We start from the raw sequence: 20,657 nt of genomic DNA, 5'->3' as shown, positions 1-20,657 counted from the left end.
GGTGAGCGGCGTGGCGGAAGCCTAGTAGGTGCAGCTCGACGCTAAAAGGCTTCAGTATTACTCCAAATTTGCCGCACTCAAAATGAGTATAGATCGCACCTCTTAGAGTTAATCGGGGCCGGGGCTCGGGGCGGGTAACGCGCGGTTAATCGCGCGGATCAGAGATTGACGACCCATGCGATTTGCCCAGGCCGCCCCCATCCCCCGGATGAAGGCGAGGGGGCGGAGCGCGATGAAGGCGGGTTTTAAGACTCTGCGGCGTTGGGCCCGTGGCGCGCCGTGAAGATCGGGAAAAGGGACGGTCGATGTTCGAGCTACTCAACAGCAGGCTTTCCATCGGAAAGAAGCTGGGCCTGATGGCGCTGGTTCTTCTGGCGCCGCTGGCGCTGATGACCTTCATCTATGTTCAACAGGTGATGAAGGAGGTCTCGTTCGCCCAGAAGGAGCGCGCCGGCGTCGAATGGCTCCGGAAGGCCTGGCCGCAAGCGCTCTCGATCTACGCCTCGGCGGGTCAGACCGGCGGCGCGTCCCCGGCCGGCGCCGAGGATTTCTCGGCGGAAGCGGCGGCGCAGGCCTTGCAGGGCGCGACGCCCGACCAGCGCGGCGAGGCGATGAACAAGCTGATCGCGGCCGTGGCCGACGGCTCCAACCTGACCCTGGATCCTGATCTGGACAGCTACTACGCCATGGATGCGGCGGTCATCGGCTTGCCCAACCTGGCGCGGACCATCGGTGTTCGGCACAACCAGATCACCCTCGAAGACCGCGCGGTGAACTCCGCACAGATCAAGGACGCCCTGGACCGGACCAAGGCGTCGGTGGAAGCGGCGGTGGCGAACGACAAAAGCCGCGCCGTGGCCACGGGTTTGACCGCCTCGTTGCGCCAGCTGGAGACGGCGGTGAGCGCCGTCATGGCGGCCAGCGATCCGACGTCGCCCGAAGCGATCGCCGCCGAACGCGTCGCCTTGAACGCGATCGACGCGCTTTGGCGCGCCGACACGGTCGTGCTCGACACGATGCTGGAGAACCGCCAGCAGGCGGCCATGACCGATCTGTTCGTACGGCTCGGCGTCGTCGCCGCCTTCCTGGCCCTCGCGGTCTTGCTGGCCGTCCAGCTCGCGTTCGGCATCCAGCGCCGCATCGGCGGTCTGCTGGCGGTGATCGACAAGCTCCGCGCCGATGATCTGGACGTCCACACGCCGTTTACCCGCGATCAGAACGAGATGGGCCGCCTGGCGGTCGCGCTGGAGGACTTCAAGGGTAATCTCAAGGCCGCCCGCGAGACGACGGCGCAGTCCGAAATCGCCAAGCGCGAGGCTGTTCGCGCCATGGCGGATCAGTTCGAGGCGGATGTCGGCGCGGTCGTCGCCCTGGTCGCCGAGAAGGCCGACGAGTTGGAGCTCACGGCCCGCGCCTTGGCCGATACCGCCAGCCGCACCAGCGAGCAGTCGGCGACCGTGGCCGCCGCCGCCGAAGAAGCCACGACCAGCGTCGCCGTGGTGGCCTCCTCGACCGACGAGATGGGCAAGTCGGTCAACGAGATCGCCCATCAGGTCAATCACTCGACCTCGATCGCCGCCCAGGCCGTCGACCGCGCTCGCCGCACCAGCGAGACCATCGACCGGATGTCCGTCTCGGCGCAGAAGATCGGCGAGGTGGTCAACCTGATCAGCGAGATCGCCGGTCAGACCAATCTCCTGGCCCTGAACGCCACGATCGAAAGCGCGCGCGCCGGCGAGGCCGGCCGGGGCTTCGCCGTCGTGGCCGCCGAGGTCAAGGGTCTGGCCACCCAGACCGCCAAGGCCACCGAGGACATCGCCGCGCAGATCCACGAGATCCAGAACATCACCAGCGACTCGGTGTCGGCGATCTCCGAAATCCAGCGCATCATTGACGAGATGAACGCGGTGTCGACGGCCATCAACGCCGCGGTCGAAGAGCAATCGGCCGCGACCCGCGAGATCGCGCGCAACACCTCCGAAGCCGCCAACGGCGCTCAAGACGTGTCGCGGAACATTTCCGACGTCTTGCATGGCGCGCAACAGACCGGCTCGGCCTCGCACCAGGTGGTCAGCGCCTCGCAGGAGCTGGGGCGCCAGGCCGCAGCGCTGCGTGACCGCGTGGACACCTTCCTGAAGACGGTGCGGGCCGCCTAACCACGCTCCGGCGCGGTTAGGGCCTTCGGAGATAGCGATGGATGATCTGATCGCCGACTTCCTGGTCGAGGCCCACGAAGGGCTCGAGGTGATCGATGTCGAACTGGTGCGGTTTGAAGCGCGGCCCGAGGATCGCGCCGCTCTGGATAAGATCTTTCGCCTCGTCCACACGCTGAAGGGCGCCTGCGGCTTTCTGGGCCTGGGACGCCTGGAGGCCATCGCCCACGCCGGCGAAACGCTGCTGGGGCGGTTCCGCGACGGGCGTCTGCAGGTCTCTTCGCAAGCCGTGACGGCCGTGCTGAGCGCGATCGACCGTATCAAGATGATCCTTGACGGGCTCGGCGATCTGGGCCGGGAGCCCGAGGGTGACGACACGGCGCTGATCCGGGCGCTGGAGGCGTTTTCGGACGGCGCCGCCCCGTCGGAACAGTCGGCCGTGGCCGCCGAACCCGAACCGCTCGCAGCGGACGTGGCGGCTCCGGAGCGTACGCTGCGGCCGGGCGAGGTGTCTCTCGAAGAGCTTGAGGCGGCGTTCCTGGCCGCCGAAGGGCCGGTCTTCGGCGCGCCGGCGCCGCCCGTCGAGACGCCGGCGGCGGCCTCGCCGGCTGCAGCGTTCGAACCGGACCAAACCGACAGCGCGCCCGAAGCCCCGGTGAGCGAGAGCCTGGGTCCTCAGACCATCCGCGTCGGTGTCGACGTGCTGGAAGACATGATGACGCTGGTTTCGGAGCTGGTTCTGACCCGCAATCAGCTCCTGCAGCTCAATCGAGGGCGCGGGGACGAGACCTTCACGCCACCGCTGCAACGCCTGTCCTCCATCACCGGAGAGCTGCAGGACAGCGTCATGAAGACGCGGATGCAGCCCATCGGCCAGGCTTGGAAAAAGCTGCCGCGGCTGGTTCGCGACCTCTCCGGCGAGTTGGGCAAGCCCATCGAACTGGTCATGGAGGGCGAGGCGACGGAGCTGGATCGGCAGGTCCTGGAACAGATCCGCGACCCCTTGACCCATATGGTCCGCAACTCCGCCGACCACGGTCTGGAGGGGCCGGAGGCGCGTCGCGCGGCGGGCAAGCCCGAGGCCGGCTTGATCCACCTCTCAGCCTATCACGAGGGCGGCGCGATCGTGATCCGCCTGCGGGACGACGGCCGGGGGCTGGACACCGCGCGCATCCGCGAGAAGGCGATCGAAAAGGGCATTGTGGGCCGGGCCGAAGCCGAAACCATGACCGAGGCCCAGGTGCATCGGCTGATTTTCGCACCGGGCTTCTCGACTGCGGTGGTCGTCACCAATGTCTCGGGCCGCGGCGTCGGCATGGATGTGGTCCGCAGCAATATCGAACAGATCGGCGGCCAGATCGAGCTGCAGTCGACCCTGGGCCAGGGCTGCGTCGTTACGGTCAAGATCCCTCTGACGCTGGCGATCGTCTCGGCGCTGATCATCCGCGCAGCGGGCGAACGCTTCGCTGTCCCGCAGGCCTCGGTGCAGGAGCTGGTCAAGGTCAGCGCCGATTCCGACCACCGTTTCGAGGAGATCGAGCACGTCCGCATGCTGCGCCTGCGCGAGCAACTGATCCCGCTCATCGACCTTTCCGAGGAGCTGGGCCGCGAACGCCGGCACGAGGCCAAGTTTGTCTTGATCATGCGCGTGGGCGCGCACCGCTTCGGCGTTCTGGTCGAGGAGGTGATCGACACCGAAGAGATCGTGGTCAAACCCCTGGCCAGCGTCTTGCGCACCATTCCCGTATTCTCGGGCGCCACCCTGCTGGGCGATGGTTCGGTCGTGCTGATCATTGATCCCAACGGCTTGTCCGACCGCGCCGGCGACATGCCCGCGCGCGCCCAGAAGGCGATCGACGAAGCCGCGGTGTGGACGGAAGCGGAGGCGGCGGAGCTGGTCAGCCTGCTCATTGTCCGGGTCGGCGCAGGCGCGCTGAAAGCCGTGGAGCTCTCGCGCATCACACGCCTCGAGCAGGCGCCGGTCACCACCATTCAACGCATCGGCGATCGCGCTGCGGTCGATTATCGCGGCAAGTTGATGCCGGTGCTCACGATCGAAGACGGCCAGCGCTTTATGGAGAGCGGATCGCAGCCGCTGCTGGTGGTGCAGGGCATGCTCTACGCCATGGGCCTGGCGGTCGACCAGATCGTCGACGTGGTCGGGGCCAAGCTCGATATCGAGCTGACCGCAAGTCGACCGGGCGTCCGGGGCGTGGCGCTGATCAACGGGCGGGCGACCGAGCTGCTGGATCTCGACCACTTCATGCTGCTGGCCCTGGCCGAGCACGCCAAGGGCGCGACGGGCGGCGACGCCGATGGAAGGATCGCCGCATGAGCGCGCGGGACTATGTGACCCTCCGCGTCGGCGGCCATCTCTTCGGGTTGGACGCCTTGGTGGTGCATGACGTGTTTTACCCACGCAACATCACCCCGGTGCCGCTGGCGCCGCCGGAAATCATTGGCGTGTTGAATCTTCGAGGGCGGATCGTCACGGCGGTCTGCGCCCGGGCGCGCCTGGCCATGAAACCGCGCGACCCCACCGCCAGGCCTGCCAAGGCGGTCGGACTGGAGCTGGGCGGCGACCACTACGGTCTGGTCGTCGACGAGGTCGAGTCGGTGGTGAAGCTGGATCCGATCGATCTTATTCCGCCCCCGGACAATTTGCCGGTGCGGTGGGCCGAAATCATCCCCGGCGTGTTCCGCCTGCCCGAGGGGCTGCTGGTTGTGCTGGACGCCTCGAAACTGATCACCGGCGGGACCGGGCATTATGGAGCCGCAGCATGACCTGTGTTCTGGTCGTCGACGACAGCGCGGTGATCCGGAAGGTCGCGCGGCGCATGCTCGAGCGCATGGGCTATGCGGTCGAGGAGGCCGAAGACGGGCTTGATGCGCTCAACGCGTGCCAGGCCCGCATGCCGGACGCGGTGCTCCTGGACTGGAACATGCCGCGGATGGATGGCTTGACCTTCCTGAAGACGCTTCGCGCCGCGCCCGCCGGGCGGGACGCCAAGGTCGTGTTCTGTACGACCGAAAACGATCTGGACCACATCACCCAGGCGATGGCGGCGGGAGCCGACGAGTACATTTTCAAACCGTTCGATGAGCCCGCTCTCGAAGCCAAACTCGCCATGGCCGGTATCGCGCGATGAGCGCCGCCGTCGCGGCGACAGCCCATCCCGTGCGGGTCATGATTGTCGACGACTCCGCCGTGGTCCGCGGGATGGTCACGCGCTGGCTTGAGGAGGCGGGCTTCATCATTGCGGCCATCGCCGTCGATGGCGGTCAGGCGCTGCGCAAGCTGGCGGACACCTCGGTCGACGTCTGCCTGCTGGACATCGAGATGCCGGTGATGTCGGGCCTCGAGGCGCTGCCCAAGCTCTTGGCGGCCAAGCCCGACCTCAGGGTCATCATGGCCTCGACCCTGACCGAGCGTGGGGCCGAAGTCACGCTGCGGGCGCTTGATCTGGGGGCGGCCGACTACATCGCCAAGCCCTCGGCCAACAAGCTTGGCGGCGCTGATCTGTACCGGAAGGACCTGATCGAGAAGGTCCGTCACCTCGGCGCGCGCGCCGCGCGGCCCGCGCCGCCCCAAGCCGCGCCGCGTCCAACGCTAGCCCCGCCCTCGTCGGGCCCCGCCGGTCCGATCGAGGCCGTGGTCGTGGCGTCCTCCACAGGAGGCCCCCCCGCGCTCCGTCGCTTTATCGCCGGGCTCGGCGCGGACTGGACGTCTCCCATTCTGATCGCCCAACACATGCCGCCCGGCTTCACCCGCACCCTGGCGCAGATGTTGGACCCCATATCGCATCTGACGGCCCGCGAGGCTCAGAACGGCGAGCCCATCGTGCCCGGCGTGATCTATGTCGCGCCCGGCGACTACCACATGACCGTCCGTGCGGCCGGCGGCGGCGGTCCCAGTATCCATCTGGATCAAGGACCCGAGGTCAACTATTGCCGTCCTTCGGCTGACCCTCTGTTCGAGTCCGCCGCGCGGTTCTGGAAAGGCCGTGTGCTGGGGGTCGTGCTGACGGGCATGGGACGTGACGGGCGCGATGGCGCGGCCGTCCTGGCCAAGGTCGGCGGGACGATCATCGCTCAGGATGAGGCGACCAGCGTCGTCTGGGGCATGCCCGGGGCGGTCGCCAACGCCGGCCTCGCCGAAGCTGTTTTGCCGCTGGATCAGATCGGCCCCTATATAGCGTCAAGAGCCCGGAGCGTGGCGTGACCCCTCAGAACCTTCTGTTTTTCGCCGAGCTCCTGCACCGGCGCACGGGTATCCTGATCGACGAGACCAAAGACTATCTGGTCAAGACTCGACTGGCGCCGATCGCCGGCACTAGCGGCTACGCCGATATCGACGCGCTCATCGACGCGATCCGGGATAGACCGGAGGCCCGCGTGGTCGACGCCGCCCTGGACGCGATGACCACCAACGAGACCTTCTTCTTCCGCGACCAAACGCCCTTCGAGGTCCTGCGAACTCTGCTCTCCGATCCAGGGCGCCGAGGGGCCGGCCCCCTCCGAATCTGGAGCGCGGCCGCCTCCACCGGTCAGGAGGCCTATTCCATCGCGATGCTTTGCGATGAGCTGCCGCACCTTAGCGCCGAGAACGCCGTCGAGATCGTCGGCACCGACATTTCGCAGAGCTGCCTGACCAAGGCCGCAGCGGGCGTCTATTCGAGTTTCGAGATCCAGCGCGGCCTGCCTATTCAGAAGCTCACCCGCTATTTCGACAAGGACGGCGAATCCTGGCGCGCCAAGAATGAGCTTCGCAGCAGGGTCACTTGGAAACGCCACAACCTGATGGACTCGCCTTGGGCTTTGGGGCGTTTCGACATCGTTTTCTGTCGCAACGTGCTGATTTATTTTGATATTTCTACCCGACGCCGGATCTTGGATTTGGTCGCCGGACAGATGCAGAACGGCGGCCATCTGTTCCTCGGCGCTTCGGAAACCACGCTTGGGGTGACGAACGCCTTCGCGCAGACGAATCGAGCCGGATGCTGGATCAAGGCCGACGCCAGCGCCGCGCCGCACGCGCTCTCAGCCTGAGCGATTACTGGCGCCCCTGGCGGCCCGGGAGGGACTCGAACCCCCGACCTTCGCTTTAGGAAAGCGCTGCTCTATCCTGCTGAGCTACCGGGCCGCGCGGCGCGCGGGTCAGGGTCAATAGCGCAAGACGGGGGCGGTTAGAACCCCGTCCGCGCGGCGGGGGAAGAACGCGTGCGGCATTTGAAGTCCATCTATGTGCAGGTGCTGATCGCGATCGTCCTGGGGGTGCTGGTCGGGGCGATATGGCCGCAGATCGGGGTGGCGCTGAAGCCGCTGGGCGACGGGTTTATCAAGCTGATCAAGCTGGTCATCGCGCCGGTGATCTTCTGCACCGTGGCCGGCGGCATCGCGCGCATGGGTGACATGAAGGCGTTCGGCCGGGTGGGCGTGAAGGCGCTGATCTATTTCGAGGTGGTCTCGACCCTGGCCCTGGTGATTGGCCTGGTCGTCGGCCGCCTGATCCAGCCGGGCGCCGGCTTCAACATCGATCCGGCCACGCTCGATGCGTCGATCGCCGCCGGCTACGTCGAAAAGGCCCAGCACGGCGAGGGCATGGTCGCCTATCTGCTGCACCTGATCCCCGACACCTTCATCGGCGCCTTCGCCGACGGGAATCTGCTGCAGGTGCTGGTGATCGCGATCCTGACCGGGTTCGCCTGCGTGCGCATGGGCGACTTCGGCGAGAAGGTCGCCCATGTGCTGGACGAGACGTCCAAGCTGTTCTTCGGGATCATCCATATCGTCGTGCGCCTGGCCCCGATCGGCGCGTTCGGGGCCATGGGCTTCACCATCGGCAAGTACGGGGTGGAGGCGCTGGTGCAGCTGGGCGCGCTGGTGGCGACCTTCTATGTCACCTCGCTGCTGTTCGTGCTGGTGGTGCTGGGGGCCATCGCCTGGGTCAGCGGGTTCTCGATCTTCCGGTTCCTGGCCTATATCCGTGAGGAGCTCCTGATCGTGCTGGGCACCAGCTCCTCGGAATCGGTGCTGCCGCAGATGATGGAGAAGCTGGAGAACGCCGGGGCCCGCCGCTCGGTGGTCGGGCTGGTGATCCCCACGGGCTACAGCTTCAACCTCGATGGCACCAACATCTACATGACCCTGGCCACGCTGTTCCTGGCCCAGGCGACGAACACCCCGCTGTCGCTGGGCCAGGAGCTGGCGCTGCTGGGCGTGGCGATGCTGACCTCGAAGGGCGCTTCGGGCGTGACGGGGGCGGGCTTCATCACCCTGGCCGCCACCCTGGCCGTCGTGCCCGACATCCCGATCGCCGCGCTCGCCATCCTGGTGGGCGTCGACCGGTTCATGAGCGAGTGCCGGGCCCTGACCAACCTGGTCGGCAACGGCGTCGCCACCCTGGTGGTGGCGCGCTGGGAAGGGGCGCTGGACCGACAGCGGCTGGATCGGGTTCTGCGCGGGGCGCCTGCGACCGAGTGACGCCCCCGGGCGAAAGTTTGAGACTTATCAAGGCGCGAGGCCCCGTCTCGTGCGACTTTCCGCAGGTTCGCGCGGCGTGGCGTTCTGATTCGCGCATGGTGATCGTGCTTGTTCAGCGACGGCTACATGTTAGGGTTTCACGGCACAACCATCGTGCGACTGGAGCTATGCGGGAGCTCGACGTCAACCACAGCATCGGCGACGCCGAAACCGGCCTGACGACTCTGATCGAGATGATCGAGACGCTGTCGGCGACGCGCACGATCAACGAGGTCGCCGATGTGGTGCGCGGCGCCGCGCGGCGCATTCTGGACGCCGACGGCGTGGCCTTCGTCATGCGTGACAAGGACCTGTGCTGGTACGTCGACGAGGACGCGATCGGGCCGCTCTGGAAAGGCAAGCGTTTCCCGATGGACCAGTGCGTGGCCGGCCGCGTGATGAAGAGCGGTCGCGTTGTGGTCTGTCCCGATATCTACGCCGATCCCGACATGCCCCACGACGCCTATCGGCCCACCTTCGTGAAGAGCCTGGCGATCGCGCCCGTCCGGCCGCGTGATCCGATCGCCGCAATCGCCGTCTATTGGGCGCGACCCTATGATCCGCCGCCCGAGGTGCTGCGCAAGCTGCAGGTGGTCGCGCGCGCCACGGCCTCGGCCCTGGAGAGCGGTCGGCTCAATGACTACCTCGCCGCCTCGCTCGAGCACGGTCACTTCCTGCTGCGCGAGCTGGATCACCGCGTGAAGAACACCCTGGCGATCGTGCAGTCGATCACCCGCCAGACCCTGCGCACGACCCCGTCGCCCGAGGCCTTTGCCGACGTGTTCGAGAGCCGGATCCTGGCGCTCTCGCAGGCGCACGAACTGCTGACCCGCCGCGCCTGGGGACGTCCGCAACTGGAGGAGATCCTGCAACGCACCCTGGCGACCTTCGCCGACGACGTTGCGGGACGGTTCGAGGTCCAGGGCCCGGCCGTCGCCTTCAGCGCCGAGACGGCGGTGTCGGTGCACATGGCCATCCACGAGCTGATCGCCAACGCCGCGCGCCATGGCGCCCTCTCGACCCCCCAAGGCCGGGTCGCGATCGAATGGAACGTCGACAAGGCGACCGCTCCGGGGCTTCTGACCCTGATCTGGCGCGAACAGGGTGGGCCCGCCCTGTCGGGGCCGCCCACGCGCAACGGGTTCGGCTCCAAGATGGTGCATCAGGGCCTGGCGCGGGACCTCGGCGGCCAGGCGGTGCTCGACTTCGCGCCCACGGGCTTGGTCTTCACGCTGCGCGCGCCGCTCTCCGAACGCATGAGCCTGGCCGCATGAAGACCGCCCGGGTCATGATCGTCGAGGATGAGGCCCTGGTGGCCATGATGGTCGAGGACATGCTCGGCGACATGGGGTGCGAGGTGGCCGGCTCATTCGGCGCCGTCGACGCCGCCCTGGCCTGGCTGCGCGACCATCCCTCGCCCGACGGCGCGGTGCTGGACGTCAATATCGGCGGCGAGATGGTGTTTCCGGTCGCCGAACGCCTGCGCGAGCAGGGCGTGCCGTTCGTCTTCGCCACCGGCTATGGCGACCTGCCGCGCGCGGGCTTCGAGTCGGTGCAGGTGCTGGCCAAGCCGATCAACGCCGGCGCGCTGCGCCTGGCCGTCGAGCGCTTCCGGATCGGCTAGCACCCCTTGGCCTGGGATGGGATCATCCAGAGCGTTCAAAAGGGGCGCTGGATGTTGGATCTCTACAGCCTGAGTTCCGGCGTATCGGCGGGGAAGGGGGCGTCGTCCCAGCCCGCCATGGCCTTGCGCGCCTGGGCTCGGTCCACGGCGATCGCCAGCTTCTGGCGGAACTCCACGGGGTCGATGGTGAACGGCTGGTTGGCCTGGGGTTCGATTGAATAGAGCCGGGCCTGGCCGTCGGCGGGCAGGATGTAGCCGACGTCGTGGCGGCGGAAGTTGCCGATCCGCGACTGCACCTCCACCAGCCAGTTCAGCGACACCACCTGGCAGCCCTGCGGCGAGAGCAGGGCGTTGTGCAGGCCCGAGCCGAACTCGCCGGCCACCAGACGCGCGCGGGAGAAGAGACGCGCCTGCTGGTCCCAGCCCAGGGTCTCGGGGCGCACCAGGGTGAGGCCGGCCTCCTGGGCCAGGCCCTCGATCTCGGCCTCGTTCTCAAGCTCGCGGAAGGACTGGGCCGTGCGCACGCCGCCCCGGCTGACGAACAGCATGTCCGCGTCACCGCCCTTGGTGAAGCTCAAGGCCTCGCGCTCAAGGTTCCAGCGCAGGAAGTCGTGGAACACATAGTTGCGGTTCAGCATGTGCGGCAGCAGGGCCGCGCCGATCTCGACGGCTTCGTCGCGCGGGTCGTAGGTGACGATCTCCTGGTCGGGCAGCATCATCCGCACGATGCGCGCCACATAGCCGGGGGCCGTCCGGGGCAGCAGCAGCGGCGCGGTGATCCCCGCCGCGTTCAGGGCGCGGATCACGAACAGCTTGGGGTACATCTCGGTCAGCCAGTGACCCCAGACGAAGTTGAAGTGGGTGATCACGAAGGCCCGGTCGAGCCGGTGCGTCACCGGCGCGTCGAAATCCCAGGCCTGGCGCGCAATGTCGTGCTGGTACCAGTGCTGGACGTAATAGGGATAGGCGCCCTCGGCGTAGACGAGCTGGTCGTCCAGCTTCAGGTGCGCGCCGGAGCCGCCGGCCACCACGCGTTTGGCCACCAGCAGGTCGACATCGGGCGCGTGGAGATCGCCCAGGATGTGCAGGCCGTTCAGCATGTCGCCGGCGCAGGGCCACAGCATCGGGCGCGGCGGCACCAGGGCGCCGCCCTGGATCAGCAGGGCGCGCGCCACGCGGTCGGGGCCATGCAGGGCGCCCGACAGGGGCGAGAGGTCCGCGCTCGAAAGATCGATGAAGGAAGCCACGGGGTCGCCCTCAGCTCCGCTGCGCCAGGAACGCCAGCAGCGCGGCTGCGTCGGCGCGCCAGCCGAACGCCGAGGCGGGCGGCAAGGCCGGATCCAGCGGCGCGTCCGGAGCTTCCTTCTCGCCCGGTGCGTCGAAGCCATGCCAGGTCGCGCCGGCGAGCACCGCCAGGTCGCGCACCCACAGACCGTTCGCGCCCGGCGGTCGGATCTCGACGATCTGGGCGTCGGCCGCGCAGAACAGGGCGTTGGCCAGCACGGTTCCGGTCGGCGCCACAATGACCTTGGCCTCGCGGAAAAGGCCGATCAGCTCATGCGTCGAAGACGTCTCGGGACGGACGATCGTATAGCCCAGCGCCGCCAGTTCGATCTCGACGCCCGCCTCGTCGACCATCACCGCGTTCATCGCGTCGGCGCGGCTGACATAGAGTTTGGGGCGGGCGCCGCTTTCCGGGCCCAGCGTCGCCAGCACGCGCTCGCGCACCTCGGCGAGCATGGCATGGGTCGCGACCGGGGAGGGGGGCGGCGAGAGCACGGCCTCGTCCAGGACCACCCAGGGCGCCGCGTTGATCAGCGGCGGGGCCAGCCCGGCCAGCGTCAGGAGATCGGCTTGCCAGCGCGTCAGCGGCGGCGTCACCAGCGGGTGGTCGGCCAGGATGCCGGCCTTGGACGCCTCGACGAGCGCGGGCAGGGTGTTCAGGACGAAGCCGGCATAGTTGCGCAAGTCGCCCCAGCCCGCGACCACGGCGCCCCTGGCCAGGCGAGGCGCACCTTCAGGCAGGATCAGCCGGCTGCCGCCTTCACTGACACGGACGCCCGGCAGGGCGGCGAGATCGGGGCTGAAGCCCAGGGCCTGACGCGCGGCGCCGCCCAGGACCTGGCCGCCGGCGTCCACCACCACGCCGAAGGCGGGCGCGCACCAAGCCTCGCGCGCCGTCGTGAAGTCCGGGGCGACGGGGGCGTCCAGGATCAACGGCAGCGACGGCGGTTCGGGCGTCTTGGGCGTGGGGGTCAGGGCCTTCAGCTTGCGCCCGACCCGACGCGCGAGGCGAGCGAGCCGGCTCACAGCTCAAAACTCGCGCGATAGCCGGCGCGCTCGACGATGGCGGCCGTCAGGCGCTCGATCGCATGGGCGGTGGTGCCGTCGACGCGACCAAGCTCCGGTCCGAAGGCGATCTCGTCATCCGACAGGTCGGTCAGGGGGGCGAAGGCTTCCGTCCGCCCCCAGAACATCGAGCCGGCGGCGAACGGCGTCTCCGGGCGCGGCTTCAGGCCCATGCGCGCCGACAGCCGGTCGGCCTCGGCGCGGTTGTTGTCCATGACGTCGGGATCGCCGACCCGCATCCGCGCGCCGGCGGCGGCCAGCAGGCCCAGCTTCGGGTCCTGGGCGAAGGCGCGCAGCGCCAGGGCCGCGGCCTCGCCGCCCAGCAGGCCCTCGACCAGCTTGGCCCGCCACTGGTCGCCCTTGGCCTGATGCGGCGAGCGCTTGGAGTGCAGTTTGCAGAACACCGAATAGCCCAGCGCGCGGGCGCGGCGCAGCGTCTCGACGAACGGGCGGATGTCGCGGCCCCGGTTCTCGGCGATCGCCAGGTGTGCGGCCGGGAAGGCGGCGCGGGCGCGGGCCAGATCCGCCTCGCTCCAGGTCTCCGGCACGGTGATCATCAGATCCAGAACGTCGGCTGTGGCGGCCAGGCGCTCGGCGAACCAGTCGATCAGTTCGGGATAGAACAGGTGCAGCAAGGTCACCGCGTCGGCGCGCTTGGCGAACTGGCTCTGTGCCTCGGCGATGATCGGATGGGCGTTGGTCAGGCGCGGCAGCCAGGCGCTGAGCGCGGTGCGGGTGGCGTGCAGATAGCCGTGGCCAAACCAGCGGTCGGGCTCGAGATAGGCGCCTTCGCCCCACTCGTTCCAGGCGTTGACGAACACCAGCGCCTCGCCCTTGGGATGCCTGGCCTCGGCGTGCTTCAGCGCCCCCGACAGCCAGCCGAAATAGCTTTCCGGATCGGCGTTGTGGAACGCCACCCCGGCCCACGGCTTGCGGGCCTGGTTGTCCCAGCCGGGCATGACGCCGGGGACGAAGGCGGCCGGAACCTGCTCCAGCTCGTCCAGCTTGTGGCGGGCCACGGCGGGATAGTCATAGACCTTGCCGGTGAAGCCGGCGTGCAGCGGCGTGACCCGGTTGGTGATCTCGCCCTCGACAATGGCGTGCGGCGGGAAGTCGACGATCCCGTCGAAGCCGTGGCCGGCATAGTCCTGGAAACCGAAGGCGGTGGTGCACAACAGGTGCAGCTCGCCCAACCCCATGGTCCGCGCCTGCTCGCGCCATCGGTCGGTGGTGGCCTTGGCGTCAGGCAGGATCTCGGGGCGGTACAGCACCAGGAGCGGCTTGCCGCCCACCCGCAGATAGCGCGGGTCGCGGATGTAGCGCGCCAGGTCCTCGAACACGGCGCGGTCGTCCTGCGGCGAGTGCTCCTGGCCCATCAGGATGTCGCTCTCGTCGCCGTCCCAGCGCCGGGTCCAGTTCTCGTTGGCCCAGCAGAGGGCGAACGGCAGATCAAGGCTCGGATCGTTCAGGAACAGGTCCAGCGGCCGTTCCAGAAGGCGCTTTCCGGCGAACCAGTAATAGTGGAAGCAGAAGGCGTGGACGCCCGCGCCCTTGGCCAGATCCACCTGCTGGGCCAGCACCTCGCGCTGACGCAGGTCATAGAAGCCCAGATCCGCCGGCAGGCGCGGCTGGTAGTGACCCAGGAACTGCGGCTGGGCCTTGGAGACGTTGGTCCACTCGGTGAAGCCCTTGCCCCACCAGGCGTCATTCTCCGGGAACGGATGAAACTGCGGCAGGTAGAAGGCCACCACCTTGGGCGCTTCGGCCGGCAGGGTGATCGGGGCGGCGATCGGGGCGGCGTAGTGCGGGCTGCGCAGGTTGCGGGAGACCGCGATCGCGTGGGCGTAGGTCGCGCCCACCGCGCCCTCGTCGCGTCCCGCCGGACGCGCCACGCGGCCCTTGGCCAGCAGCGCCCGGCCTCGGCGCCAAGCCGCGCCGGCGGGGCCGCGCAGGGGGCCCAGCATCGGCTTCAGCGCCTGGATGACCGCGCCGCGCAGGCCGCGCGGATCGCGGCCGAGATCGCCGATGCGGGTGACCGTGAAGGCCTCGACCGTGAAAGCGCAGGCGCCCTCGGACGGGTCGAGCCGCACGCCGTTCAGCTGGAAACTGCGGGCCGGCAGCGAGGCGAACCAGCCGTCCGGACCGGCCTTCAGGCGGGCATAGGAGTCCTCGGAAAAGCCGTCGCCCCAGTCGGCGTAGAGCGCGGGGCCGACCAGCTTGCCGTCGACCGCCTCAAGCTTGACGTCGATCCGCACCGCCTTGGCCGCCCGCAGCGCCTTGCGCTCCTCGCGGGTGGGCGTCCAGACCATCTGCGGATCGCCGTCGCGGGCGGTCAGGACCGTGCGCCCGGCCGCATCGACGCCGGTGACCGACACGTCGCGGCCGGTCTTCAGGCCGGGCGGCAGGCGGCTCATGCGGCCTGGGTTTCGCGGTAGGCCAGCCAGTCCTCGGTCGAGCCGAGGAAGGCGATCTTTCCGCCCTGCAGTTCGCAGACGCGGTTGCAGACGCGCTGGACCAGGTCATGGTCGTGGGTGGCCATCACCATGATCTTGGCGTCCTCGACCATGCGGTGCATACGCTGGGCGGCCTTCTGCACGAAGGCGGCGTCGCCGGCGCTGAGCCACTCGTCCAGCACCAGGATGTCGGCCTCGAACTCGGTGGCCACCGTGAACATCAGGCGCGCCAGCATACCGGCCGAATAGGTGCGCACCGGCAGGTGCAGGAAGTCGCCCAGGCCCGAGAACTCGGCGATGGCGTCGACGCGGCTGTCGATGACCTTCCGCGAAAGCCGGCGCATCAGGCCCAGCTTGTGGATGTTGCGAAGGCCCGTGGCCTCCATGTCGAGACCGGCGTTGATGGCGATCATCGAGGTGATGTCGCCGTCGATCGACAGCTCGCCGCGCGTCGGCGAATAGATGCCGGCGATGACCTTCAGCAGGGTCGTCTTGCCCGAGCCGTTGTGGCCGACGAGGGCGATGCGGTCGCCCTCGTTGATCTCCAGATTGATGTCGTGCAGCGCCTTCACGGCCGCCACATCGCCCGCAGCCTTGTACATCCGGCCGCCGACCGCGAGGTTGAACACCGCGCTGCGCAGCGACTGCGAGCGCAGGCTGTAGACGAAGTAGTCTAGATCGACGTTGGTCAGCTTGATCTGGTGCGTCATCCCCGTCTCCTACAGCCAGAAGACCACGCGCTTGCGGAACATCGCCAGCAAGGTGATGGCGACGACGACGAGCACGCCCAGGGTTCCTAGCGTCCACCACCAGTGGATGGCGTCCGGCGCATGGCCGGTCAGCGGCGCGCGCAGCAGCTCGACCTGATGGGTGAAGGGGTTCAGCTCGACCACCCAGCGGTGCTTTTCGCTGACGTTCTCGGTCATCCAGAACACCGGCGTCACGTAGAACAGCAGTTGGACGACATAGCTCATCATGTAGGCCACATCGCGGAAGCGGGTGGACGGGATGGCGATGATGAAGCCCTGGAAGCAGACGATCAGCATCATCACGGCCAGCGCCGGGATCAGCGTCCAGTGTGGGAACGCGAAACGGTTCAGCACCAGCATCGTCGCCCAGAAGGCGATCGCCTGGAACAGGAAGTTGGTCGCCGACTTCTGGGCGTGCAGGAAGACGTAGAAGCTGAGCGGCAGGCGTTGGCTCTGCATCAGGCCGGCGTTGTAGAGAAAGATCGCCTGGGCCTCGGCGATGGTGGTGCCCACCAGCGACCAGGCCAAGAGGCCCGCCACCACCTGCGGATAGCTCTTCATCATGTCCACGCCCATCAGGGCGCTGACGACAAAGGCCAGGGCGAAGGCGATGACCAAGAGGTTGCAGGCCATCCAGAACGGCCCCAGCACCGAGCGCTGAAAGCGCGACGCCGTCTGATCCAGGCCCAGCCGCCACCACAGGGGCGCGAGACGAATCCCGTCTCCCACATCCTTCAGGGCCGCCATCAGGGGACTTGGCATTCGCAACCTTCCAAAGCGCCGCGCGGCGTTCAGCAAGGCGCTTGCTTATAGGGGCCAAAGCGTCGGGACAATGGCTTGAACCATCGCCGGGCGGCGCTGGATGACGCTTCCTTCGATGTGTTGCGTAAAAACTTTAGTTTGCGCGCTGGCGGCGGCGGAGCGCCTCGTCGACATAGACCTTGCCCAGCCAGAACAGCAGGATCGGAAGCGGCGCCAGGGCGGCGACGTAAAGCAGCGCCGAATCCTGCAGGGCCTTGGGAAACACCTGCTGTTGCCCCAGGAAGAACGACCCCGAGGCGATGAACAGGGAAAAGCACATCCGCCAGAGGTGCCGCGCGATCCGCGAGGTCCTGGACAGCTGCTTGCGCAGCAGCGCGTGCGCCTCGCCCGCCGCCGCGAAGACGCCGGCGATCGTGAACAACAGGAAGGCCTGCGGCGGCGAGCCGTCCACCGTCCCGCTGGGGCTGGCCGCGCCCATCTTCATGAACGTCACGCCGGCGGCGGTGATGCAGAGGGCGACGATCAGCCCGATGACCTCGGGCGCGCCGGCCTTCTTGTCGCGGAGACGAGCCGCCATCGTCCCGCTGATCAGCAGGTACAGCGCCATGACGCCGGCGACGAAGTTGGGGCGCTGCCCCGTCTGGAGAAACGGCGCCACGCCCGCACCGATGGCGTAGGCGGTGAACATCGCCAAAAAGAACACCGATCCCGCCGCGCGGTGGACGCGCTGACCCTTGCGCGCGGCCAGGGCGATGACGCCGGTGACCATCCCGATCGCTCCGCCGGCGATGTGCGCCCAAAGCAGGGCGTTGGCGCCCAGGTGCATCCAGGCCGGATCGCCGGGCCTGGCCTCGAGGTTTTCCGCCAGGGCGATCGACGGCGCCAGCGCGGCGAGGGCGAACAGGATGGAGGCGACAGAACGATACCGGGGTGTCATGGCCCATTACTTGTCGATGGGCGGGACGCGCGCCATGATCTTTCCCGCCGTGCGCATGATCGTTTGTAACACCTGGGGCCCGCGACGATGTCGAACCTGACCACGTCGGCGGGAGTCGTCGCCGGCTTGATCGCGTTCGCTGTCCAGCAGGGCGCGGATCGCGCGGCGCTGATGGACCGGGCCGACCTTGTCCCTGAAGACCTGCAGGACCACGACCAGCGCCTGCCGCTCGCAACCTATATGGCGCTGATGCGCGCGGCTCAGGACCTTTGCGACGACCCGGCGCTGGCGCTGCATTTCGGCGAGGCGGTCGATCTTGCGGAGATCTCGATCGTCGGCTTGATCATGAACGCCTCGGCCACCATGGGCGACGCCTTCGCCCAGATGCAGCGCTTCGGGCGGCTGACCCTGGAGACCGAAGGGCTCAGCGACGGGCCGCGTTTTGCGCTGAGCGTCCGCGACGGCCAGCTTTGGATGGTCGATACGCGCGCGGATCCCAACACCTTCCCCGAACTGACCGAAGGAGCCTTCGCCCGACTGGTCTGCGGTCCGCGCCGCTTCCTGCCCGAGCCGCATGTGCTGGAGGTGTGTTTCACCCATCCGGCCCCGGCCTGGCGCGCCGAGCATGACCGCATTTTCCAGTGCCCGGTGACCTTCTCCAGCCCCTGGAACGCCATGCGGCTCGACCCGCGCATCGCGACCTGGCCCGTGGCGCTGCAGCCGCGCTACGTGTTCGGCGTCCTCATCCAGCGGGCCGACGAGCTGCTGCGGGAGCTTGAGGACCAGAAGACCGTCCGCGGCCGGGTCGAGGCCGTGCTGCTGCCGCTTTTGCACACCGGCGAGGTGAGCGCCGAGGCCGTCGCCCGCGCCCTGGGCTTCAGCCGCCAGACCCTGTTTCGCAAGCTGAAGGCCGAGGACGTCACCTACAAGACGGTGCTGGACGCGCTACGCCACCGCATGGCGCTGCGCTACCTCACCGGCGCCAAGGCCTCGGTCAACGAGACCGCCTATCTCGTCGGCTTCTCCGAGCCCGCCGCCTTCTCCCGCGCCTTCAAGCGCTGGACCGGACGGAGCCCTTGTCACGTGCGAACCTAGCCCAGCCGCTCCAGCGCCGCCCGGCCGGCGGCGACGCCGGTGGCGAAGCAGGCCTGCAGGAGGTAGCCGCCGGTGGGGGCTTCCCAGTCCAGCATCTCGCCGGCCAGCAGCACGTCGGGACGCCCCTTCAGCGTCAGGCCGTCCAGGCTCTCGAAGCGCACGCCGCCGGCCGAGGAGATGGCGCGATCCAGCGGCTGGACCCCGGTCAGGCGGATCGGGGCGGCCTTGATCGCCGCCGCCAGGGCGGCCGGCTCCACGGGGAGATCCAGGCCATGGGCCTCGCGCAGCAGATTGACCTCGACCGGCGACAGCTTGACGGCCTTGCGCAGGAAGTTGGCCAGGCTCTGGCCGCCGCGCGGGGCGTGCAGGCGGCGCTCCAGGGTCTCGACGGGAATGTCGGGGCGAAGGTCCACGGTCAGGGTCGCGCCGCCCGCCAGGGCCGCATCGCGCGCCGCTCCGCCCAAGGCGTAGATCGCGCCGCCTTCCAGGCCGTAGCGGGCGATGACCGCATCGCCGCGCGCGCGCGCCTCGCCCAGGCGCAGGGCGATGTTCTTCAGCGGTTCGCCCGCGAAGCGGTCGCGGAAGACCTCGCTCCAAGCGACGTCGAAGCCGCAGTTGGCGGGGCGGAAGGGCGCGATCTCCGAACCGCCCACCCGCAGCAGCGGCGCCCAGGCCGCGTCGGAGCCGAGCTTGGGCCAACTGGCGCCGCCCAGCGCCAGGATGGTGACGCGGGCGCGCACCGTGTTGCGGCCGTTGGGGTCGTCGATCCGCAGGCCGCCCATGGCGTCCCAGCCCCTCCAGGTCGAGCGCGGCCGCAGCGACACGCCCAGGCCTTCCAGGCGCGAGAGCCAGGCGCGCAGCAGGGGCGAGGCCTTCATCGCCTGCGGAAACACCCGGCCGCTGGCCCCGACGAAGGTCTCCTGGCCCAGCCCCTCGGCCCAGGCGATGAGGTCCCGAGGCGGGAAGGCGTCCAGCATCGGGCGCAGCCTCGCGGATCGTTCGCCATAGCGCGTGGCGAAACGGTCGAAATCCTCGCTGTGCGTCAGGTTCAGGCCGCCGCGTCCGGCCATCAGGAACTTGCGTCCGAAGGTCGGCATCTTCTCGAACACGGCCACGGACCGGCCGGCCTTCGCGACCGTCTCGGCCGCCATCAGCCCGGCGGGCCCGCCACCGATCACGGCGACGTCGAGGAGGGTGTCGGGCATCAGGCCGCCTCGATGTCGGTCAGGGCGAAGTCCTCGCCCTTGTAGAGGAGGGGGACACCGTGAACCTTGGCGCAGGCGTAGGAAAAGCAGTCGCCCATGTTCAGCCGCGCGGGATGGACGCCCTTGCCGAAGCGGGCGTGGGCGTCGAGAGCGATGCGGCCCTCCTCGGCGCCGATCGCGACGATCCGCGCGTCGATACTCGCCAGAATCCCCATCAAGCGCGCACGGACCACATCAACCGGATCTTTGGTCTCGCGCGTTGCGGCCCGCACCGTCTCCCAGATCGCTAGCGGGGAGGTCAGGATCGCCTCGGCGTCGGCTATGGCCATACGAAACCGCTCGCGCTCCGGCTCTCGAAGAATGATGGCCACCCAGGCCGAGGCGTCGACGAACATCAGTCGTCGTTGAGGCTGTCGAAGAACGCCTTGTCCGCTTTTAGGCCGGTGCGAGGCGCGGCGTCGAACTCGGCGAGAATCGCATCCATCCGCGCCAGCTTTTCCGCCCGGGCCTTTTCGCGCGCGGCTAAGGCCTCGGTCGCGGCCAGCTTCACGGCCTCGGTGATGCCGAGCTTGGTCTTCTGCGCCAGCTCACGCACCAGCGCGTCGGTCTCCGGGTCGCGGACATGGAAGGGCATCGGAACCTCCGGCTAGACAGAAGGTAGCATCGGCTAGCCGGGGCGGCAATTGAGGGGCGAGGGGCCACGGATCTTCCTCACCCGTCATCCCGCGCTTTATGCGCGGGATGACGACGGGAGCAAACGCTCAAGCCATCCCCAGCCCCCAAACGCAGAACGGGCGCTGGATGGCTC

Annotated in this window: 19 protein-coding genes and 1 tRNA gene; 10 read left to right on the top strand and 10 right to left on the bottom strand. The window is 68.5% G+C overall.

Annotated features, from left to right (window positions below; genetic code table 11):
• Positions 1-269 precede the first annotated feature (269 nt).
• From CVUC_RS10465 to CVUC_RS10440, 6 genes are read left to right on the top strand one after another with little or no spacing between them, the layout of a single operon-like run.
• A complete protein-coding gene (locus CVUC_RS10465) occupies positions 270-2,156 on the top strand; it encodes a methyl-accepting chemotaxis protein (protein ID WP_096032484.1) in 1,887 nt (628 codons plus the stop codon).
• Between the two features lie 37 nt (positions 2,157-2,193).
• Positions 2,194-4,488, top strand: coding sequence for a chemotaxis protein CheA (locus CVUC_RS10460; RefSeq protein ID WP_096032485.1), 2,295 nt, complete (start codon positions 2,194-2,196; stop codon positions 4,486-4,488).
• A complete protein-coding gene (locus CVUC_RS10455; RefSeq protein ID WP_096032486.1) occupies positions 4,485-4,937 on the top strand; it encodes a chemotaxis protein CheW in 453 nt (150 codons plus the stop codon). The genes CVUC_RS10460 and CVUC_RS10455 overlap by 4 nt, the downstream gene beginning before the upstream one ends.
• On the top strand, positions 4,934-5,302 hold the full coding sequence (locus CVUC_RS10450) for a response regulator (protein WP_010918483.1): 369 nt from the start codon (positions 4,934-4,936) through the stop codon (positions 5,300-5,302). Before CVUC_RS10455 ends, CVUC_RS10450 begins: the two co-directional genes overlap by 4 nt.
• A complete protein-coding gene (locus CVUC_RS10445) occupies positions 5,299-6,375 on the top strand; it encodes a protein-glutamate methylesterase/protein-glutamine glutaminase (RefSeq protein ID WP_096032487.1) in 1,077 nt (358 codons plus the stop codon). The genes CVUC_RS10450 and CVUC_RS10445 overlap by 4 nt, the downstream gene beginning before the upstream one ends.
• On the top strand, positions 6,372-7,202 hold the full coding sequence (locus CVUC_RS10440) for a CheR family methyltransferase (protein ID WP_010918485.1): 831 nt from the start codon (positions 6,372-6,374) through the stop codon (positions 7,200-7,202). Before CVUC_RS10445 ends, CVUC_RS10440 begins: the two co-directional genes overlap by 4 nt.
• A gap of 17 nt (positions 7,203-7,219) precedes the next feature.
• Here CVUC_RS10440 and CVUC_RS10435 read toward each other — a convergent pair.
• Positions 7,220-7,296, bottom strand: a tRNA-Arg gene (locus tag CVUC_RS10435).
• Positions 7,297-7,382: 86 nt separating this feature from the next.
• Here CVUC_RS10435 and CVUC_RS10430 point away from each other — a divergent pair.
• The 3 genes from CVUC_RS10430 (at position 7,383) to CVUC_RS10420 (ending at position 10,299) form a co-directional block, all read left to right on the top strand.
• Positions 7,383-8,636 carry a dicarboxylate/amino acid:cation symporter gene (locus tag CVUC_RS10430; protein WP_164468269.1) on the top strand — a complete coding sequence of 418 codons (1,254 nt, stop codon included), beginning with the start codon at positions 7,383-7,385 and terminating at the stop codon, positions 8,634-8,636.
• A 167-nt stretch (positions 8,637-8,803) separates the two neighbouring features.
• Positions 8,804-9,949, top strand: coding sequence for a sensor histidine kinase (locus CVUC_RS10425; protein WP_012640022.1), 1,146 nt, complete (start codon positions 8,804-8,806; stop codon positions 9,947-9,949).
• Positions 9,946-10,299, top strand: a complete 354-nt coding sequence (locus CVUC_RS10420) for a response regulator (protein ID WP_010918516.1) — start codon at positions 9,946-9,948, stop codon at positions 10,297-10,299. The genes CVUC_RS10425 and CVUC_RS10420 overlap by 4 nt, the downstream gene beginning before the upstream one ends.
• Before the next feature lie 62 nt (positions 10,300-10,361).
• Here CVUC_RS10420 and CVUC_RS10415 read toward each other — a convergent pair whose 3' ends face one another.
• The 6 genes from CVUC_RS10415 to CVUC_RS10390 form a co-directional block, all read right to left on the bottom strand.
• Entirely contained in the window at positions 10,362-11,546 is a 1,185-nt protein-coding gene (locus CVUC_RS10415; RefSeq protein ID WP_096032490.1) for a glycosyltransferase family 61 protein, read from the bottom strand.
• A gap of 10 nt (positions 11,547-11,556) precedes the next feature.
• Positions 11,557-12,609, bottom strand: a complete 1,053-nt coding sequence (locus tag CVUC_RS10410; protein ID WP_096032491.1) for a glycosyltransferase family 61 protein — start codon at positions 12,607-12,609, stop codon at positions 11,557-11,559.
• A complete protein-coding gene (locus tag CVUC_RS10405; RefSeq protein WP_096032492.1) occupies positions 12,606-15,062 on the bottom strand; it encodes a glycoside hydrolase family 99-like domain-containing protein in 2,457 nt (818 codons plus the stop codon). The genes CVUC_RS10410 and CVUC_RS10405 overlap by 4 nt, the downstream gene beginning before the upstream one ends.
• Entirely contained in the window at positions 15,059-15,811 is a 753-nt protein-coding gene (locus CVUC_RS10400; RefSeq protein ID WP_096032493.1) for an ABC transporter ATP-binding protein, read from the bottom strand. The genes CVUC_RS10405 and CVUC_RS10400 overlap by 4 nt, the downstream gene beginning before the upstream one ends.
• Positions 15,812-15,820: 9 nt before the next feature.
• Entirely contained in the window at positions 15,821-16,612 is a 792-nt protein-coding gene (locus tag CVUC_RS10395; RefSeq protein WP_096032494.1) for an ABC transporter permease, read from the bottom strand.
• A gap of 133 nt (positions 16,613-16,745) precedes the next feature.
• A complete protein-coding gene (locus CVUC_RS10390; RefSeq protein WP_096032495.1) occupies positions 16,746-17,549 on the bottom strand; it encodes a hypothetical protein in 804 nt (267 codons plus the stop codon).
• Positions 17,550-17,636: 87 nt separating this feature from the next.
• Between CVUC_RS10390 and CVUC_RS10385 the strand changes: the two genes are divergently transcribed.
• Positions 17,637-18,644 carry an AraC family transcriptional regulator gene (locus CVUC_RS10385; protein WP_096032496.1) on the top strand — a complete coding sequence of 336 codons (1,008 nt, stop codon included), beginning with the start codon at positions 17,637-17,639 and terminating at the stop codon, positions 18,642-18,644.
• On the opposite strand, the gene CVUC_RS10380 is transcribed toward CVUC_RS10385, so the two are convergent.
• From CVUC_RS10380 to CVUC_RS10370, 3 genes are read right to left on the bottom strand one after another with little or no spacing between them, the layout of a single operon-like run.
• Entirely contained in the window at positions 18,641-19,849 is a 1,209-nt protein-coding gene (locus CVUC_RS10380) for an NAD(P)/FAD-dependent oxidoreductase (protein WP_096032497.1), read from the bottom strand. The two genes, CVUC_RS10385 and CVUC_RS10380, sit on opposite strands and share 4 nt — an antisense overlap.
• Positions 19,849-20,244, bottom strand: a complete 396-nt coding sequence (locus tag CVUC_RS10375) for a type II toxin-antitoxin system VapC family toxin (protein WP_096032498.1) — start codon at positions 20,242-20,244, stop codon at positions 19,849-19,851. The genes CVUC_RS10380 and CVUC_RS10375 overlap by 1 nt, the downstream gene beginning before the upstream one ends.
• Positions 20,244-20,483, bottom strand: coding sequence for a type II toxin-antitoxin system VapB family antitoxin (locus CVUC_RS10370; protein WP_096032499.1), 240 nt, complete (start codon positions 20,481-20,483; stop codon positions 20,244-20,246). Before CVUC_RS10370 ends, CVUC_RS10375 begins: the two co-directional genes overlap by 1 nt.
• Between the last annotated feature and the right edge of the window lie 174 nt (positions 20,484-20,657).

The sequence above is a fragment of the Caulobacter vibrioides genome, from assembly GCF_002858865.1.
GTDB classification, from domain to species: Bacteria; Pseudomonadota; Alphaproteobacteria; order Caulobacterales; family Caulobacteraceae; genus Caulobacter; species Caulobacter vibrioides.
The sequence above is the reverse complement of the archived record's forward strand: the minus strand, read 5'-3'. Positions and strand labels throughout refer to the sequence as shown.

Coding starts and splice junctions, on each gene's coding strand:
- CVUC_RS10460 (WP_096032485.1), top strand. CDS start 2,194: ATGGATGATCTGATCGCCGACTTCCTGGTCGAGGCCCACGAAGGGCTC.
- CVUC_RS10455 (WP_096032486.1), top strand. CDS start 4,485: ATGAGCGCGCGGGACTATGTGACCCTCCGCGTCGGCGGCCATCTCTTC.
- CVUC_RS10450 (WP_010918483.1), top strand. CDS start 4,934: ATGACCTGTGTTCTGGTCGTCGACGACAGCGCGGTGATCCGGAAGGTC.
- CVUC_RS10445 (WP_096032487.1), top strand. CDS start 5,299: ATGAGCGCCGCCGTCGCGGCGACAGCCCATCCCGTGCGGGTCATGATT.
- CVUC_RS10425 (WP_012640022.1), top strand. CDS start 8,804: ATGCGGGAGCTCGACGTCAACCACAGCATCGGCGACGCCGAAACCGGC.
- CVUC_RS10420 (WP_010918516.1), top strand. CDS start 9,946: ATGAAGACCGCCCGGGTCATGATCGTCGAGGATGAGGCCCTGGTGGCC.
- CVUC_RS10405 (WP_096032492.1), bottom strand. CDS start 15,062: ATGAGCCGCCTGCCGCCCGGCCTGAAGACCGGCCGCGACGTGTCGGTC.
- CVUC_RS10400 (WP_096032493.1), bottom strand. CDS start 15,811: ATGACGCACCAGATCAAGCTGACCAACGTCGATCTAGACTACTTCGTC.
- CVUC_RS10395 (WP_096032494.1), bottom strand. CDS start 16,612: ATGCCAAGTCCCCTGATGGCGGCCCTGAAGGATGTGGGAGACGGGATT.
- CVUC_RS10390 (WP_096032495.1), bottom strand. CDS start 17,549: ATGACACCCCGGTATCGTTCTGTCGCCTCCATCCTGTTCGCCCTCGCC.
- CVUC_RS10385 (WP_096032496.1), top strand. CDS start 17,637: ATGTCGAACCTGACCACGTCGGCGGGAGTCGTCGCCGGCTTGATCGCG.
- CVUC_RS10380 (WP_096032497.1), bottom strand. CDS start 19,849: ATGCCCGACACCCTCCTCGACGTCGCCGTGATCGGTGGCGGGCCCGCC.
- CVUC_RS10375 (WP_096032498.1), bottom strand. CDS start 20,244: ATGTTCGTCGACGCCTCGGCCTGGGTGGCCATCATTCTTCGAGAGCCG.
- CVUC_RS10370 (WP_096032499.1), bottom strand. CDS start 20,483: ATGCCCTTCCATGTCCGCGACCCGGAGACCGACGCGCTGGTGCGTGAG.